This is a genomic window from Serratia liquefaciens (genome assembly GCF_027594825.1).
GTDB lineage: Bacteria > Pseudomonadota > Gammaproteobacteria > Enterobacterales > Enterobacteriaceae > Serratia > Serratia liquefaciens_A.
The window spans coordinates 1,284,429-1,300,246 of record NZ_CP088930.1; the positions used below are offsets into that span (position 1 = coordinate 1,284,429).

A 15,818-nucleotide genomic window follows, 5' to 3' on the forward strand; every position below is an offset into this window, starting at 1 on the left:
CCTAACCCTGAAAACCAAACTCCTCAGGAAACGCGTTTATCATACCTTTCGGGTATAACGGTCAAAATAGCCAAGAATGCATCATAGTGATTCATTAATGCATTTGCGCTGACGCCCGCCAGCGCTTAATGCCGAGCAATTTACACCGCCGCCGCCTTCGAGGCTTTTGCCGGAGCGCGTTTCACTATCGCCAATGCACCGGAGAGAATAATCAGCGCCATGCCGCCCGCGGCAATGTAGGACAGCTTCTCGCCAAACAACAGATAGCCGAGCAGCGTGGAGAAAATGATGGTGCTGTAGGAAAGAATGCTGACAATCACCGCATTGCCGCTGCCGTAGGCGCGAGTCATGGTGATTTGCCCCAGGCTGCCGAACACGCCGATGGCACAAACGCACAGCATCATGGCGCCGTCCAGTGCGGTAAACCCCACCGCCGTGGTCATCACAGCGCCCACCAGGGTGCCCACCAGCGAGAAGTAAAACACCACTCGCAGTTCCGGTTCGCCGCTGCGCACCAGCTTACCGACGTTAAAATAGGCCAGCGCGGTCAGCAGACCGGAAAGCAGGCCAATCAGGGTCGCGGCATACTCGCCGTTCGGCGTATCGGGCCGCAGCAGCACCAGAATGCCGATAAAACCGAGCAGTACCGAGAACAGCAGCTTGCCGGTCAACTGGCCTTTGGAGGTGACAAAGGCAATCGCCGACTGAAAAATAGGATTGGTGTAGCCCAACGTGGTGGCCGTGGCGATCGGCAGATGGATCAGTGAGTAGAAACCGCAATACATTGCCGCATTGCCAATGGCGGCGCGTTTCATGTGCAACCCCAGGTGTCGGGTGCGGAAACCGAGATTTTTCACATGGATCAGCGCGGCAACGATCAGGACGTTAATGACAGAGCGGTAAAAAATGATGTCGAAAAAACCGACCTTGGCCGAAGCCAGTTTGATGCTGGCCCCCATCAACGCAAAGAACCCGCTGGCGACGACCATCCACAAAGCAACCATGATTTCCTCGGTATATCACCCCAACGGGCGACAAAATAAAACGGGGCGAATGAATTCGCCCCCTCAGGTTATTGACAAAGGGGGGATAAAAGCGTGGTTTTTCCCCCTTTGTGTTATCAGGCGAAAATCAATAAATTGATTTTCCTGATTTATTTTCAAAACCTTTAGCGCCTGCCGCCAAACATTATATGTTTGTCAGCAGTCTTACGGGGCGAATGAATTCGCCCCGTACGGCCAATGCAGTCAACAACGCCGCAGCTAAAAAAACGGCGGGGATATTATTCGGCAGCTTTCACCGTCAGCGGTTTGTTATCAGCGCAGGCGAAGAATACCAGCATCTCCGCGCCTTTATCACCGGAAACCCCCTGGTGAACGATATCTACCGTGTCGGTAAAGGAATCGCCCTGCTTAAAGGTGTGTTTCACGCCGGTTTTCTTGACCGTCAGCGAAACGCTGCCCCCGGTCATATACACCGCGCTGATGCACGGATGAGTATGCCAGGCGAGCACCTTGTTCGGCTCTACGGTCACCTTCAACATGGTGATCTGCGGAGCACCGGCCGGGTAATGCTGGTACGGCGTCCCTTCCCACGAGGTCTCGGTTTTCAGCAGGGTTTCTTTGCTGATGCCTTCGCCGTGATCCTCTGCGGCCTGCGCATAGCCCTGAAATGCCATCATTAATGCCAGAAGTGTCAGTTTGTACATTGTTATCGCTCCATGACTACGGTAAACAAAATAGAATGGCGTGATACAAAGGGCAATCATGACGGCTCCCGCTGGGATTGGGCTACGCCTTACCCCCTTTGATACGCTGCTCGTATTCTACGATGCTCTCGGCATAGTATCGATTAGGTGCCACATGATTTCCTACCAACACTTCTATCAGGAAAGGCCCCTGGTGCTCAGCCGCGGCGGTCAGCGCCTCGTCCAGTTCCTCCAGCGTCGCCGCTTTGGCGGAGGCAACCCCCAGGCTGTTGGCGAAGGCCTTCCAGTCATGATTCGGCAACGCGGTGTAGTCCGCAGATACCCCACGGTTTTGCAAGGTGTCGATGTGCATCGCTCCGTGAGCGCAGTTGTTCATTACCACAAAGGTCATTTTGACCTGATAACGGGCAGCCGTCTGGATCTCGATGCCGTGCATCAGCATGCAGCCGTCGCCGGTGACCACTACGCAGTCGCGGTGCGGCGCTGCCAGTTTGATACCGATGCCGGCGCAAATCGCCCAGCCCATCGGCGCCAGGGAGCTTGAGGTATGGTAATCGCCGCGCCCGCTGGCCTGCCAGTGATGCGCCATAAAGATACGGTGTGCGCCGGAATCGACCACCACGTTGGTGTCGTGATTCATGCGGCTGCGGATGCGCTTGATGGCATCGCCGGGGTACATGTTGGCCTCGCCCTCGGCAAGACGCACCTGCAAATCGGGCCGCTGCTGCTCCAGCGGCAGTTGACTCACCTGCTCCAGCCAGCCGTTACGCAAGCGTTTAATGCTGTCCAGGTGCGCGTCATCGTCGCCGATCGCATCCAGCAGGTGCTGCAACGAGCCGGTCAGGCTGGAGAAAATCTGCATATCCGGTTGATAATGCGAGCTGACCTTATCGAAATCCTCATCAATCACCACCAGCGTTTTGGTGCCGTGCAGCCGCGGATTCCAGTTCAGGCTATCGCGCTGGCTCAGGTCACAACCCAGCACCAGCAACACATCCACTTCATCGCCATTGATGGTTTCCACCGCCCGGGTATGGCCGGCAAAACCGTACAGCCCCAGCGCCAGCTCGTGCCCCTCGGGAAACGCGCCCTTGCCGGACAGCGTAGTGGCAACCGGCAAACGGTATTTCTCCGCCAGGCGCAACAGCAGGGCCGCATCCAACGGATTATTCATGCGGTTACCCACCAGGCAGGCAACGTTCAGCCCACGCAGCAGATAGTCATCCAGCAACTGATCCAATGCCTGTGGGTCGATTGCGGCCTCTCGGCATTGAGGCGTGCGAGGCGGGCTGACTTCATGATGACCGGCCACCTCTTTCTTTTGCATATCGACCGGCACGCTGAGATAGGTGCGACCTTTTCGCTGGGTGTTAAGGCAGGACAAACTGCGCCGCAGCTCGTGCTGCAACGTGAGATTATTTTTCACTTCTATCGCGGCGGAAAGCAGCGGTTTGACGATAGTCAGCTCATCGATGCCACTATTGCTGCCGTCCTGGAAGGCACCCTGCGCCTCATGATAAGTGGCAATGCCGCCGGCCAGATACAACACCGGGATTTTGTCGGCCTGTGCCGCCGCCATCGCTGGCAGAAAATTCATCGTGCCGGGGCCGGAGATGCCCAGACAAACGCCAAACTTGCGGCTGGCGCGAGCATAGCCGTCCGCCATAAAGCCGCAGGCGGTTTCATGGGCGCCGACGATCCCGGCAATGCCTGAATGTTCAATGGATTTTATCAGTGGGTACACCAGCTTGCCGGGTACCAGGAATATGTGCTGAATGCCGCGTGCTTCAAGACTCTGGATAATTGCATCCGCGTTGCTTTGCGTTGCCGCTTTCGCACCGGGGGTTGCAATAACTCTGACACCGTCCGCAGTTGCCAGTGCTACCGGGGTGTATAACTTCTCTGCGTGAGACTCCATTTTCAATGTCCAGTCGTGGTGGGCCAACCTAGATTCAGAGTCGATCCCACCAGGCGATTAGCCCACAGAGACAGGCTCTCATGCGCGTCTGCTTACGCGTTCAGGGTAACATTGGCACAAAATGTGCGCCAGATCACAGCATAAACGTTGATAAGCATAAAGATTGTCGGGTAAAAATAAAGATGCAAAACTGCTTCACGTTGATGCATTTATTCATATCCTGAAACATAATTAATAATTATGATACGTGAGCCTCATTGGCAGCCAAACCAGAGCCGGTACGGTTGCGCAATAATGAACACCGACAAGACCGATAAGCCTGCACAAAGGAAATGGCATGATGAATTGGGATGATGCACGCTTCTTCCTGGCAGTGGCGCGCTGCGGCACTTTACGAAAAGCCGCCAATGAACTACACGTTGACCAGGCTACCGTCGGGCGGCGTATTACCGCTTTTGAAGAAAGCCTGGGTTCCAAGCTGTTTATCCGCACGCCAAAATCCTTCTCCCTCAGCCCCTTGGGTGAGGAAATGCTGGCGGACGTGATGAACATGGAGAACTCGGTGCAGGCGATTGGCCGCAAAGCCACCAGCGGCGACGACAGCCTGTGCGGCAACGTACGCATCGCGACCACCGATACCATGGCCGAGGCTTTCGTCATCCCTGCGCTGAAGGCGCTGCGAGAGCAACACCCGCTAATTACCGTCACTATGCTGACGGCGGTCAATATCTCTGATATTTCCTACCGCGGTGCGGATCTGGCGATCCGTGGCGCGCGGCCCGAATCCGATGAGCTGATTATCAAACGCATGGCTACCATCGAAATGGGGCTGTATGCAACGCAGGACTATCTCGACAAACACGGCCTGCCCACCAAGGGCGACCACCTGCGTGGTCACGACCTGCTGATGTTCCCGCGAGAACTGGTGCCCCGCCACTGGAACAACTTCTGCGGCGAAACGCTGATCGACCCTAACGTGGTGCTGCAGTGTAATTCGCAGTTGCTGCTGCGCTCGGCAACGCGCAATGGTTTGGGGATTGGCCTGCTGTCCTCGTTCCTGGCGGATAAGGACCCGGACCTGGTGCGAATTTTCCCGGAAAATAAAGACTGGGTAGATATCTGGCTGGTGCTGCATCCTGACCTGCAACGTGCCGCCAGGGTGCGTGCCGTAGTCCAGGCACTGGAAACCTCATTTAAAAACAACCCCGGCTGATCCCCCTACTCAGGGGTTAGGGTGACTTACCCTGCCCCTCTTATCCCGTTTCGCCACATTGCAACAATTAGATAAAAAGCTTATTATCTAATTAACGCACAGGACGTGCCCCCACAGTCGAGGGAATGATGGCAAAGGTTAACTGGTCGCGCAAAGCCGTTAAACAATTGATGACGCTACCTACTCAGGATCGCTCAGCCATTAAAGACAAGGTCGGGCTGTTAAGCGCGTTTCCGGCCATCAGGCTGGATATCAAAAAATTGCATGGTGCTGACAGCCAATTTCGCCTGCGCGTCGGCAGCTATCGCATTATTTTTGAGATGAGTGATGGTGAACCGCTTGTCTGCCTGATCCAACAAGTGAAGCGTAGAACGTCGACAACTTACTGAACCGCGTTGAGCTGAAATTTATAATCCGAGGTATGCCAGATGGCGAAGTTACAATATATCCATGATGAATCAGGTAAACCGCTGTACGTGGTATTGCCTGTCGATGAATATAAAAAGCTGGTAGGCCGGCAAGATGACTATGAGTCTATTCCCTATCATAGCGATGCACACGATGATGAAACTGTTCCTCACGAAGTGGTCTCTATCATGTTGGATCAGAACATCAGCCTGATAGCCGCATGGCGAATTTTCCGCGGCTTCTCGCAGTATGATGTGGCGACAAGACTGGGTACCACCCAATCTGCCGTTTCGCAGTGGGAAGCCAACGACTCTAAACCGCAAAAAAGAACCCGGGAAAAACTGGCGGAGTTATACCGCTGTAACCCGGCGCAGATGACGCTTTAATCTGTTCCCCTCGCCATAAAAAAAGGTCGCCAAAGCGACCTTTTTCACTGCCCTGATGCCCATCAGAACATCGGTTGTGCCATCTGCACCAGCGTAATCAACGGCTGCGGATAAACACCCAGCAACAGCACCAACGCGGCGGAAATCAGCACCACTACGCCGCCTGCGGTCAACGCCCAGTTGTTTGGGGTATCGCGCTGCAGCGCTTCCGGCGCGCTGAGGAACAGGCTGACGGTGACGCGCAGGTAGTAGTACAAACCAATGGCGCTACCCAGCACCACGGCGCCGGTCAACCACCACAGGTGAGCGCTGACGCCCATTGCGATCACGAAGAACTTACCGATAAAGCCCAGGGTCATCGGAATACCGGCCAGTGACAGCATCATCACCGTCATGACGGCAGACAGGATGGGCTTATGCCAGAACAGACCGCGGTAGGAGAACAGTGAATCTGCATCCGGACCACGGTACGGGCTGGACATCAGGCTGACCACGCCGAACGCGCCCAGGCTGCTGAACAGGTAACCGGCCAGGTAAACCCCGGCGGTTTCCAGCGACAGCTGGTGGGTTTGCACCGCAATCAGCGCCACCAGCAGATAACCCAGGTGAGCAATCGACGAGTAACCCAGCAGGCGCTTGATGTTGGTCTGGCTGATGGCCATCAGGTTGCCGAACAGAATCGAACAGACGGCAATGATCGACAGCACCATGCGCAGCGCTTCGTTGTCGGCAGCAGGTGCATACAGGAACAGACGCATAACGACCGCGAAGATAGCAATCTTGCTGGCGGTGGCCAAGAAGGTTGAAACCGGCGCAGGCGCCCCCTGATACACATCCGGCGTCCACAGTTGGAACGGCACCAGCGACAGCTTGAAGCCCAGACCGACAATCATCATGCCCATACCGGCCAGGATCAGCGGCTGGTGCATCATGTTTTCTTGCAGGCTCTTGCCCAGGCCGGCCAGCGACAGGTCACCGGACTCCGCATACAGCAGCGCCATACCGAACAGCAGGAAGGACGAAGCCGCAGCGGACAGCAGCATGTACTTGATGGCCGCTTCCAGCGGACGCTTCTGGCGGTAGGCGTAACCCACCAGACCAAACAGCGGCAGCGAGATCAGTTCAATACCGAGGAACAGCGAGGCCAAGTGGTTGGCGCTCGCCAGCAGAATGCCACCCAGGGTAGCAATCAGCACCAGCAGGTAGAACTCTTCGCGGTTGTCCGGGTAACCGACCAGCCACGGATAGGCAAAGGTACAGGTCGCCAGACTCGCCAGTATCACCAGCCCGGTATAGAACATCGAGTAGCCGTCAACCCGCAGCAGCGGGGTGACGTCCATTGGGCCTGCCTGGCCGACAAAGTACAGCGAAAGCAGCGCCAGGTTTAGACCGATCACGGTCAGGGTGGCGTTGATAAAGTGGTCGCGTCGCCACGCAATGCCTAGCATCACAACCACCACCGTCAATCCGACGATCAACAGCGGCAACAGTGCGATCAGTTGTTGAGGAGTTATTGTCATGGCGAATTACGGCCTTGTTGTTGAAATTGCTGAAACTGACGAACCAAACCAGTGTTGCACGTTGCTCATCGCCGCATTAGAAGTGTCCAGAATCGGTTGTGGGTAGACCCCCAACAGAACCAGCAACACCACCAACAGCAGAATGATGAACAGCTCACGCGCGGTCATGCCCGGCAAAGGTTGGTCAGACTTGGCTTTGCCGTAGTAGGCACGCTGCATCATGATCAACGAGTAAACCGAAGCAAACACCAGACCGAAGGTAGAAATCACGGTGATCACCGGCACAACCTGATAGCTGCCGAACAGGATCATGAATTCACCGACGAAGTTACCGGTACCCGGCATCCCCAGCGTAGCCACCGCGAAGAACAGCGACAGCGCAGGGATGTATTTGATACGCCCCCACAGGCCGCCCATTTCACGCATGTCGCGAGTATGCAGACGTTCGTACAACTGGCCACAGATGATGAACATACCGGCCGCAGACAGGCCGTGTGCAATCATCTGGATCACTGCACCCTGGTAAGCCAGTTGGCTGCCGGTGTAGATGGCGATCAGCACGAAGCCCATATGGGAAACCGAGGTGTAAGCGATCAGACGCTTGATATCGGTCTGCGCAAACGCCATCCAGGCGCCGTAGAAGATACCGATAACACCCAGCCACATGGCGATTGGCGCGAACTCATGCGAAGCTTCCGGGAACAGCGGCAGGCTGAAACGCAACAGGCCGTAGGCCGCGGTCTTCAGCAAGATCCCCGCCAGGTCGACAGAACCTGCGGTCGGTGCCTGGCTGTGCGCATCGGGCAACCAGCCGTGCAGCGGCACCACCGGCATTTTCACCGCGAAGGCAATGAAGAAGCCCAGCATCAACAGGTATTGCACGTTGTGTGACATTGGCGTTTGCAGCAGGTCTTCGTAATCGAAGGTCCACACGCCGGTCGCGTTATAGTGCACAAACACCAGGCCCATAATGGCAATCAGCATCACCAGACCGCTGGCCTGGGTATAGATGAAGAACTTGGTGGCCGCAGTGATACGGGTTTTCCCGTCCGACGCCTTGTGACCCCAGAGTGCGATCAGGAAGTACATCGGCACCAACATCATTTCCCAGAAGAAGAAGAACAGGAACATGTCGATGGCGAGGAACACGCCGATAACCCCACCCAGGATCCACAGCAGGTTCAGGTGGAAGAAGCCCTGGTATTTCTGGATTTCACGCCAGGAACAGAGGATAGCCAACACGCCCAGCAGGCCGGTCAGCACCACCATCAGCAGTGAAAGGCCGTCCAGCGCCAGGTGGATGGAAATGCCAAAGCGTGGGATCCACGGCAGCAGGAATTCAGACTGCCACTGTGGAATGCCTTTCGGCGTAGTCAACGTGTAGCCGCCCTGCATCCACAGATGCAGAGAAAGCGCCAATGTCAGCCCCATTGCGATCAACGCAATCCAGCGCGGCACCTTAGTACCGAAGCGCTCAAACTGCCAGCACAGCAGACCGCCAATAAAGGGGATAAGAATTAGCCAAGGTAATAGCATGGCGTTTTGTGTCCCTTATACGAATAATTTCAAACTTTGTACGTAGCGCCTGCCCTGCAGGGCGCTACGCCCGAAAAATGCGTCTGTTTAAATTATTCAATTAAACCAAAATCAACAGAGCCAATACGACCACTGCACCCACACCCATAGACGCTATATACCAACGCACCTGACCGTTCTCGCTCACCGTCAGACCACGGTTCCCCCAGCGGGAGAAAATGGCCGGCAGGTTCATCATCGAGTTCAGCGGATCACGTTGCAGCAACTTCGCAATGCCCAGGTACGGCTTGACGAACACTTTGTCGTACAGCCAGTCGAAGCCCCAGGCATGGAACCACCAGGTCGAGAAGAAACGTCCCGGTGCGCTATTGGCGATGCGGGTAACCAGGGTACGTTTGCCCAGCCACAGCGCCGCCGCTAACAGGATGCCGACAATAGCCACTACGCCGGAGGTGATCTCCAGCTGCAGCACGCTAGCGTGTGCCAGCTCGGTGGTCTCTGGCAGTACGCCCTGCAGTGGCGGAACAATCATCGCGCCAACGAAGGTGGACAGCACCAGCAGAACCAACAGCGGCAGGTGGTGAGTGATGCCTTTACCGGCATGCGCTTTGATTTTCTCTTCGCCATGGAACACGATGAAAATCATACGGAAGGTATACAGCGAGGTCATGAACGCACCGACCAGGCCGGCAATCATCAGGTTGATGTGACCGTTGGCCATTGCACCCGCCAGGATCTCATCCTTACTGAAGAAGCCTGCGGTGATCAACGGCAGTGCCGACAGCGCAGCGCCCCCCACCAGGAAGCAGACGTAAACCAGTGGAATGCTCTTGCGCAGGCCGCCCATCTTGAAGATGTTCTGCTCGTGATGGCAGGCCAGGATCACCGAACCGGAGGAAAGGAACAGCAGCGCCTTGAAGAACGCATGGGTCATCAGGTGGAAGATCGCCGCATCCCACGCCTGCACGCCCAACGCCAGGAACATGTAGCCAATTTGGCTCATGGTGGAGTAGGCAAGTACGCGTTTGATGTCAGTCTGCACCAGCGCGGCAAAGCCGGCCAGCACCAGGGTCACTGCCCCGATAATACCCACCAGATGCAACACTTCCGGCGCCATCAGGAACAGGCCGTGCGTACGGGCAATCAGGTAAACGCCCGCGGTCACCATGGTCGCCGCGTGGATCAGTGCGGAAACCGGGGTTGGACCTGCCATGGCGTCTGCCAGCCAGGTCTGCAACGGCAGCTGCGCTGATTTACCGACCGCGCCGCCCAGCAACATCAGGGTAGCCCAGGTGATCGCCGTATCGCCGACCGCCAGTTTTTGCGGTGCCAGGATCATCAGTTCACGGATGTTCAGCGTGCCCAGCTCGTTGTAGAGGATGAACAGCGCGAACGCCAGGAACACGTCGCCGACGCGGGTCACGATGAAGGCTTTCATCGCCGCCGCACCGTTGGCCGGATCCTTGTAGTAGAAGCCGATCAGCAGGTAGCTGCACAGGCCCACGCCTTCCCAACCCAGGTACATCAGCAACAGGTTGTCTGCCAGTACCAATACCACCATGCTGGCGATAAACAGGTTGGTGTAAGCGAAGAAGCGCGAGTAGCCCTCTTCACCGCGCATGTACCAGGACGCGAACATGTGGATGAAGAAGCCCACGCCGGTGACCACGGACAACATGGTCAACGACAGGCCGTCCAGCGTCAGAGTCACGCCGATATTGAAGTTGCCGACGGTCATCCAGTTCCACAGGCTTTGCTCAAACAGCTGCACGCCGGTCGCTTTCTGGGCGAAGAAGTCCATCGCCACATGTACCGTGACCAACGCAGCCAGGCCGATAGAGCCTACGCCAATGGTTGCCGAGACGTTCTCAGACCAGCGGCCTCGGGAAAAGGCCAACAGCAGGAACCCGATCAGCGGTAGCAGAACAGTTAAATATAATAGGTTCATCCGCGCATCTCACTGACAGTATCAATATTCAGGGTATGACGGCGACGGTAGAGCTGCAGCAGCAACGCCAGACCGATACTGGCCTCGGCTGCCGCCAAACTGATCGCCAGGATGTACATCACCTGCCCATCCGGTTGGCCCCAGTAACTACCCGCCACGATAAACGCCAATGCTGCGGCGTTGATCATCACTTCCAGACTGATCAGCATAAACAGCAGATTACGACGAACCAGCAACCCGGTCAGACCCAGGACGAACAGGATCGCCGCCAGGATCAGGCCATGTTGAAGAGGGATCATGCTTGCTCCTCCGATTTTCTTCTCGCCATTTCGCCACCGACCGGGGCGTTGCTCAACACCTCACCCGGTTTGTGCTCACGGCCAATGTGGAAGGCAACAACCAGACCTGCCAACAGCAGCATTGAAGCCAGCTCAACCGCCAACACGTAAGGACCGAACAGGCTGATCCCCACGGCTTTGGCGTCTACCATCTCACCGCTGATGCCCTGATCGGACACGCTGCGAATAGCGAAAATCAGCACCGCCAGCAGCAGCAGCGACAGCAGGCCTGGGCCAATCCATACCGACGGCTTCAGCCAGTCGCGCTCTTGCTTTTGCACCGCGCTGCCGAGGTTCAGCATCATGACCACGAACACGAACAGCACCATGATGGCACCGGCGTAAACGATGATCTCCAACGCCGCAGCGAAGTACGCGCCGAGTGAGAAGAAGACTGCAGAGATCGCCAACAGCGAGACGATCAGATACAGCAACGCATGCACAGGGTTGGTATGCGAGATCACGCGAATAGTCGCGATCACCGCAATCAAACCTGCCAGATAAAAGGCAATTTCCATGCTTGCTGGCTCCTTAAGGCAACAGACCTTTGACGTCGATCGGTTTGGCTTCGTTTTCGGCTTCGCCCTTGGCTTTGCCGTCAATCGCCATACCGGCCATCCGGTAGAAGTTATATTCCGGATATTTACCCGGCCCCGAGATCAACAGATCTTCTTTTTCGTACACCAGGTCCTGGCGTTTGAACTCACCCATTTCGAAATCCGGCGTCAGCTGGATCGCGGTAGTTGGGCAAGCTTCTTCGCACAGGCCGCAGAAAATGCAGCGCGAGAAGTTGATGCGGAAGAACTCCGGGTACCAACGGCCATCTTTCTGTTCTGCTTTTTGCAGCGAGATACAGCCCACCGGGCAGGCAACCGCACACAGGTTACAGGCTACGCAACGCTCTTCACCGTCCGGATCGCGCGTCAGCACGATACGGCCACGGTAACGCGGCGGCAGGTAAACCGGTTCTTCCGGATACATCTGGGTTTCGCGCTTGGCGAAGGCGTGCAGGCCTATCATCCAAATGCTGCGCACCTGGGTGCCGAAACCAACCAATAACTCTTTCAATGTCATGGTTTATTCACCCCTTATTGAGCGTTGTACAAAATGACTGCGGCAGTCGCCAGCAGGTTCAGCAGCGTCAGCGGCAGACACACTTTCCAGCCGAAGGCCATTACCTGGTCATAGCGCGGACGTGGCAGAGCGGCACGAATCAGAATGAACATCATCATGAAGAAAGCCGTTTTCAGCGCGAACCAGATAAATGGCGGCAGGAATGGACCCTGCCAGCCACCGAAGAACAACGTCACAATCAGGGCAGAAACGGTGACGATACCGATGTACTCACCCACGAAGAACAGACCGAATTTCATGCCGGAGTATTCAATGTGGTAACCGTCAGCCAGTTCCTGCTCGGCTTCCGGCTGGTCAAACGGGTGACGGTGACACACCGCAACGCCGGCAATCGCAAAGGTCACGAAACCGAAGAATTGCGGGATGACGTTCCACAGATGCGCCTGAGATTCAACAATGGTCTGCATGTTGAAGGAGTCCGCCTGCGCCACCACGCCCATCAGCGACAGGCCGATGAACACTTCGTAGCTCAGGGTTTGCGCAGAAGCACGCATCGCCCCCAACAGCGAGTATTTGTTGTTGCTCGACCAGCCGGCGAACAGCACGGCGTATACCGCCAGGCCGGCCATCATCAGGAAGAACAAAATACCGATGTTGAGGTCGGACACCGCCCAGGTCGGGCTGACCGGGACGATGGCAAAGGCCAGCAACAGGGAAGTAAAGGCGATCATCGGCGCCAGGGTGAAGATCACCCGGTCGGAGAATTTCGGGACCCAGTCTTCCTTGAAGAACATTTTGATCATGTCGGCGACCAGCTGCAGCGAACCGCCCCAGCCGACACGGTTTGGCCCGTAACGGTTCTGGAACAGGCCGAGCAGGCGACGTTCGCCGAAGCTCATGAAAGCACCGCAGGTGACGACGACCAGCAGGATCACTACCGCTTTAAGCACGGAGATCAGAATGTCGATCACCTCAGGGGTAAACCAGCTCATCGTGTTGCCTCCCGCAGATTTTCAACCGTCGCACCCACCAATACCGGCGGGATCCCTGGCAAGCCTAGCGGTAATCCCACCTGGCCCTGGGTAAGAGTTTCACTCAGGCGCACCGGCAGACGCAGCGTCTGGCCCGCACAGCTGAACTCCACCAGCGCGCCGGCATTGACACCAAGCGTAGCGGCATCCGCCGGGTTCACCATCACGTAGGCCTCTGGCATACGCTGCTGGATCACGCCGGAACGCTGTGACATTTCATCACTGCCGAACAGGTGGTAATAAGGCGCGACACGCCAGCCTTGCTCATGACCGAAGGCGGCAGGCACCTGCGTGAAGTAATCCAGCTTGCCCTCCCCTGCTTCGATCAGACGCACGCCCGGATCGCCATGACGCAGCTTGCCGCCCACTTCGGCCTGGAACTTGTTCCATGCCTGCGGTGAGTTCCAACCTGGTGCCCAGGCGAATGGGATCTGCTGACGATCGGCCAGCGGGCTGTTGTTCCCTTCCATCGAGAAGGCGAACATAGTGTCTTTATCCTGCGGCTGACGCGGCTCGTGCACGCTGATGTTGGCGCGCATTGCCGTACGACCACTGGAGCGATGTGGCGAACGTGCCAGTTTTTGACCGCGGATACGGAAACTTGCGTCCGGTGCGGCGTCCACAATGCCCTGCAACTGCGGCAACGCGGTAACACAAGCTTCGATAACGTGATCGAGCTGCGTCCAGTCCACGTGACGGCTGGTGTAGGTGGAATGCAGCGAGTGCATCCAACGCCAGCTTTCCAGCATTACGGTGTAAACGTCTTTTTTCGCATCGTCGTAGTAGGCCGGATCGTAAACCTGGAAGAATCGCTGTGCGCGGCCCTCCTGGTTGACCAGGGTACCGTCGCTTTCCGCAAAGCTGGCCGCCGACAGGATCAGGTTGGCCCGATCCATGATCGCGGTGCGCTGATGATCAACCACGATCAGGTTGCTGACCTTGGCCAACGCGGCGTCCACTTTTGCCGCCTGCGCATGCCGATAGAGATCGTTTTCCATCACGATAGCGGTGTCTGCTTCGCCGTTTTCCAGCTGAGTCAGCGCCTGATCGAGCGAACCACCGCCAATCATCGACAAACCGATGCTGTTGGCCGCACTGGCCACGAAGGTGATGCCCACATCAGAGCCGCGATCCTTCAGCGCTTTGGCGATGTTGGCCGCCGCTGCGATGATGGCTTCACTGCCGGCGTTGCTGCCGGTGACGATCAGCGGTTTACGTGCGTCGGTCAGCGCCTGCACGATGATATCGACTTTCTTGTTCAGGCCTTCAGCCAAGTCGTTGACCGCCGGCGCCGCGTTGTCCAACGCATGAGCGACAGCGAAGCCGAGACGTGCCTGCTCATCCACCGGCGCACGGTAGTTCCATGCGGCGATGTCGTCCAGACGGGTGTTATCCACGTTAGTGACGAACAGCGGGTATTTGGCATGCTGACCAATGTTTTGTATCGCGGCAATCTGCCAGTCGGCAACGCGCTGGGCCGCCGCCATGGCGCGGGCCTTGCCCTTCACCGCCTGACGTACAGACAAAGCAATACGTGCGCCGGTCTGGGTCAGATCTTCACCCAACACCAATACCGCGTCGTAGCCTTCGATTTCGCGCAGCGCAGGCGTGTGAACGCCGCTGTTTTGCAGCACGTTCAGCATCAGGTTCAGACGACCCTGTTCCGCCTGCGAAATACCGGTGTAGAAATTCTCGGCACCGACCAGTTCACGCAGTGCGAAGTTGCTTTCCAGACTGGCGCGGGGTGAACCGATACCGATGGTTTTCTTCGCCTGACGCAGGATGTCCGCCGCGCCCTGCATAGCCTGTTCGGCGTTCAGGGTGATCCAGTCGTTGCCGCGCAGCTGCTGTGGCTGACGTGGACGATCTTTCTGGTTCACGTAGCCATAACCGAAGCGGCCGCGGTCGCACAGGAAGTAGTGGTTCACGCTGCCGTTATAGCGGTTTTCAATGCGACGCAATTCACCATAGCGCTCGCCCGGGCTGGTGTTACAGCCGATGCTGCACTGCTGGCAAATGCTTGGCGCAAACTGCATGTCCCACTTACGGTTATAACGCTCGGAGTGGGTTTTGTCGGTGAATACGCCGGTCGGGCACACTTCTACCAGGTTGCCGGAGAACTCGCTTTCCAGCGTGCCGCTCTCAACGCGACCGAAGTAGACGTTATCGTGCGCGCCGTACACACCGAAGTCGGTGCCGTCCGCATAATCCTTGTAGTAACGCACACAACGGTAGCAGGCGATGCAGCGGTTCATCTCATGCGAGATAAACGGCCCCAGTTCCTGGTTGTTGTGGGTACGCTTACTGAAGCGGTATTTACGGAAGCTGTGGCCGGTCATTACTGTCATATCCTGCAGGTGACAGTTACCGCCTTCTTCACATACCGGACAGTCGTGCGGGTGGTTGGTCATCAACCACTCAACCACGCTTTCGCGGAACTGTTTGGCTTCGGTATCGTCGATGGAAATAAAGGTTCCATCGGATGCCGGTGTCATACAAGACATCACCAAACGGCCACGCGTATCTTCCGCGTTTTGGTATTGCTTTACCGCACATTGGCGGCAAGCGCCGACGCTTCCCAGCGCCGGATGCCAGCAAAAGTAAGGAATATCGAGGCCGAGAGAGAGACAAGCCTGCAACAGGTTGTCAGCTCCATCTACGTCGTATTCTTTGCCGTCTACATGAATCGTAGCCATAGTCAGCATGCTTCCAAGTGGCCTGCCTTGCGGCAGGCGTTA

General features: G+C 56.7%; 14 protein-coding genes. 3 read left to right on the forward strand and 11 right to left on the reverse strand.

Going from position 1 to position 15,818, the window contains the following annotated elements:
• Positions 1-140: 140 nt before the first annotated feature.
• From LQ945_RS05815 to LQ945_RS05825, 3 genes are all read right to left on the reverse strand, one after another.
• Complete coding sequence (locus tag LQ945_RS05815) at positions 141-1,004, reverse strand: DMT family transporter (RefSeq protein WP_044552623.1); 864 nt, start codon at positions 1,002-1,004, stop codon at positions 141-143.
• Positions 1,005-1,282: 278 nt separating this feature from the next.
• Positions 1,283-1,708, reverse strand: coding sequence for a cupin domain-containing protein (locus LQ945_RS05820; RefSeq protein ID WP_044552625.1), 426 nt, complete (start codon positions 1,706-1,708; stop codon positions 1,283-1,285).
• Between the two features lie 82 nt (positions 1,709-1,790).
• Positions 1,791-3,626: a thiamine pyrophosphate-binding protein gene (locus tag LQ945_RS05825; protein WP_269935872.1), complete on the reverse strand. Its 1,836-nt coding sequence runs from the start codon at positions 3,624-3,626 to the stop codon at positions 1,791-1,793.
• A 337-nt stretch (positions 3,627-3,963) separates the two neighbouring features.
• Between LQ945_RS05825 and LQ945_RS05830 the strand changes: the two genes are divergently transcribed.
• The 3 genes from LQ945_RS05830 (at position 3,964) to LQ945_RS05840 (ending at position 5,633) form a co-directional block, all read left to right on the forward strand.
• On the forward strand, positions 3,964-4,839 hold the full coding sequence (locus tag LQ945_RS05830; protein ID WP_044552628.1) for a LysR family transcriptional regulator: 876 nt from the start codon (positions 3,964-3,966) through the stop codon (positions 4,837-4,839).
• 128 nt (positions 4,840-4,967) lie between these two features.
• Positions 4,968-5,228 carry a type II toxin-antitoxin system RelE family toxin gene (locus tag LQ945_RS05835; protein ID WP_270102962.1) on the forward strand — a complete coding sequence of 87 codons (261 nt, stop codon included), beginning with the start codon at positions 4,968-4,970 and terminating at the stop codon, positions 5,226-5,228.
• 39 nt (positions 5,229-5,267) lie between these two features.
• Positions 5,268-5,633 (forward strand): helix-turn-helix domain-containing protein, encoded by a 366-nt coding sequence (locus tag LQ945_RS05840; RefSeq protein WP_270102493.1) that lies wholly within the window; start codon positions 5,268-5,270, stop codon positions 5,631-5,633.
• Between the two features lie 62 nt (positions 5,634-5,695).
• Here LQ945_RS05840 and nuoN read toward each other — a convergent pair whose 3' ends face one another.
• The 8 genes from nuoN to nuoG form a co-directional block, all read right to left on the reverse strand.
• The gene (gene nuoN, locus LQ945_RS05845; RefSeq protein ID WP_044552632.1) at positions 5,696-7,153 is read right to left on the reverse strand and encodes an NADH-quinone oxidoreductase subunit NuoN; all 1,458 of its coding nucleotides are present in this window, start codon (positions 7,151-7,153) and stop codon (positions 5,696-5,698) included.
• Between the two features lie 6 nt (positions 7,154-7,159).
• Positions 7,160-8,689 (reverse strand): NADH-quinone oxidoreductase subunit M, encoded by a 1,530-nt coding sequence (gene nuoM / locus LQ945_RS05850; protein ID WP_122079906.1) that lies wholly within the window; start codon positions 8,687-8,689, stop codon positions 7,160-7,162.
• Positions 8,690-8,789: 100 nt separating this feature from the next.
• The gene (nuoL, locus tag LQ945_RS05855) at positions 8,790-10,637 is read right to left on the reverse strand and encodes an NADH-quinone oxidoreductase subunit L (protein WP_262242325.1); all 1,848 of its coding nucleotides are present in this window, start codon (positions 10,635-10,637) and stop codon (positions 8,790-8,792) included.
• Positions 10,634-10,936, reverse strand: a complete 303-nt coding sequence (gene nuoK / locus LQ945_RS05860) for an NADH-quinone oxidoreductase subunit NuoK (RefSeq protein ID WP_012146014.1) — start codon at positions 10,934-10,936, stop codon at positions 10,634-10,636. The genes nuoL and nuoK overlap by 4 nt, the downstream gene beginning before the upstream one ends.
• The gene (nuoJ, locus tag LQ945_RS05865) at positions 10,933-11,493 is read right to left on the reverse strand and encodes an NADH-quinone oxidoreductase subunit J (RefSeq protein ID WP_020827843.1); all 561 of its coding nucleotides are present in this window, start codon (positions 11,491-11,493) and stop codon (positions 10,933-10,935) included. Before nuoJ ends, nuoK begins: the two co-directional genes overlap by 4 nt.
• Positions 11,494-11,506: 13 nt before the next feature.
• Complete coding sequence (gene nuoI, locus LQ945_RS05870; RefSeq protein WP_004947256.1) at positions 11,507-12,049, reverse strand: NADH-quinone oxidoreductase subunit NuoI; 543 nt, start codon at positions 12,047-12,049, stop codon at positions 11,507-11,509.
• Between the two features lie 14 nt (positions 12,050-12,063).
• Entirely contained in the window at positions 12,064-13,041 is a 978-nt protein-coding gene (gene nuoH / locus LQ945_RS05875; protein ID WP_020827844.1) for an NADH-quinone oxidoreductase subunit NuoH, read from the reverse strand.
• Complete coding sequence (nuoG, locus tag LQ945_RS05880; RefSeq protein WP_182823889.1) at positions 13,038-15,776, reverse strand: NADH-quinone oxidoreductase subunit NuoG; 2,739 nt, start codon at positions 15,774-15,776, stop codon at positions 13,038-13,040. The genes nuoH and nuoG overlap by 4 nt, the downstream gene beginning before the upstream one ends.
• Positions 15,777-15,818 lie beyond the last annotated feature (42 nt).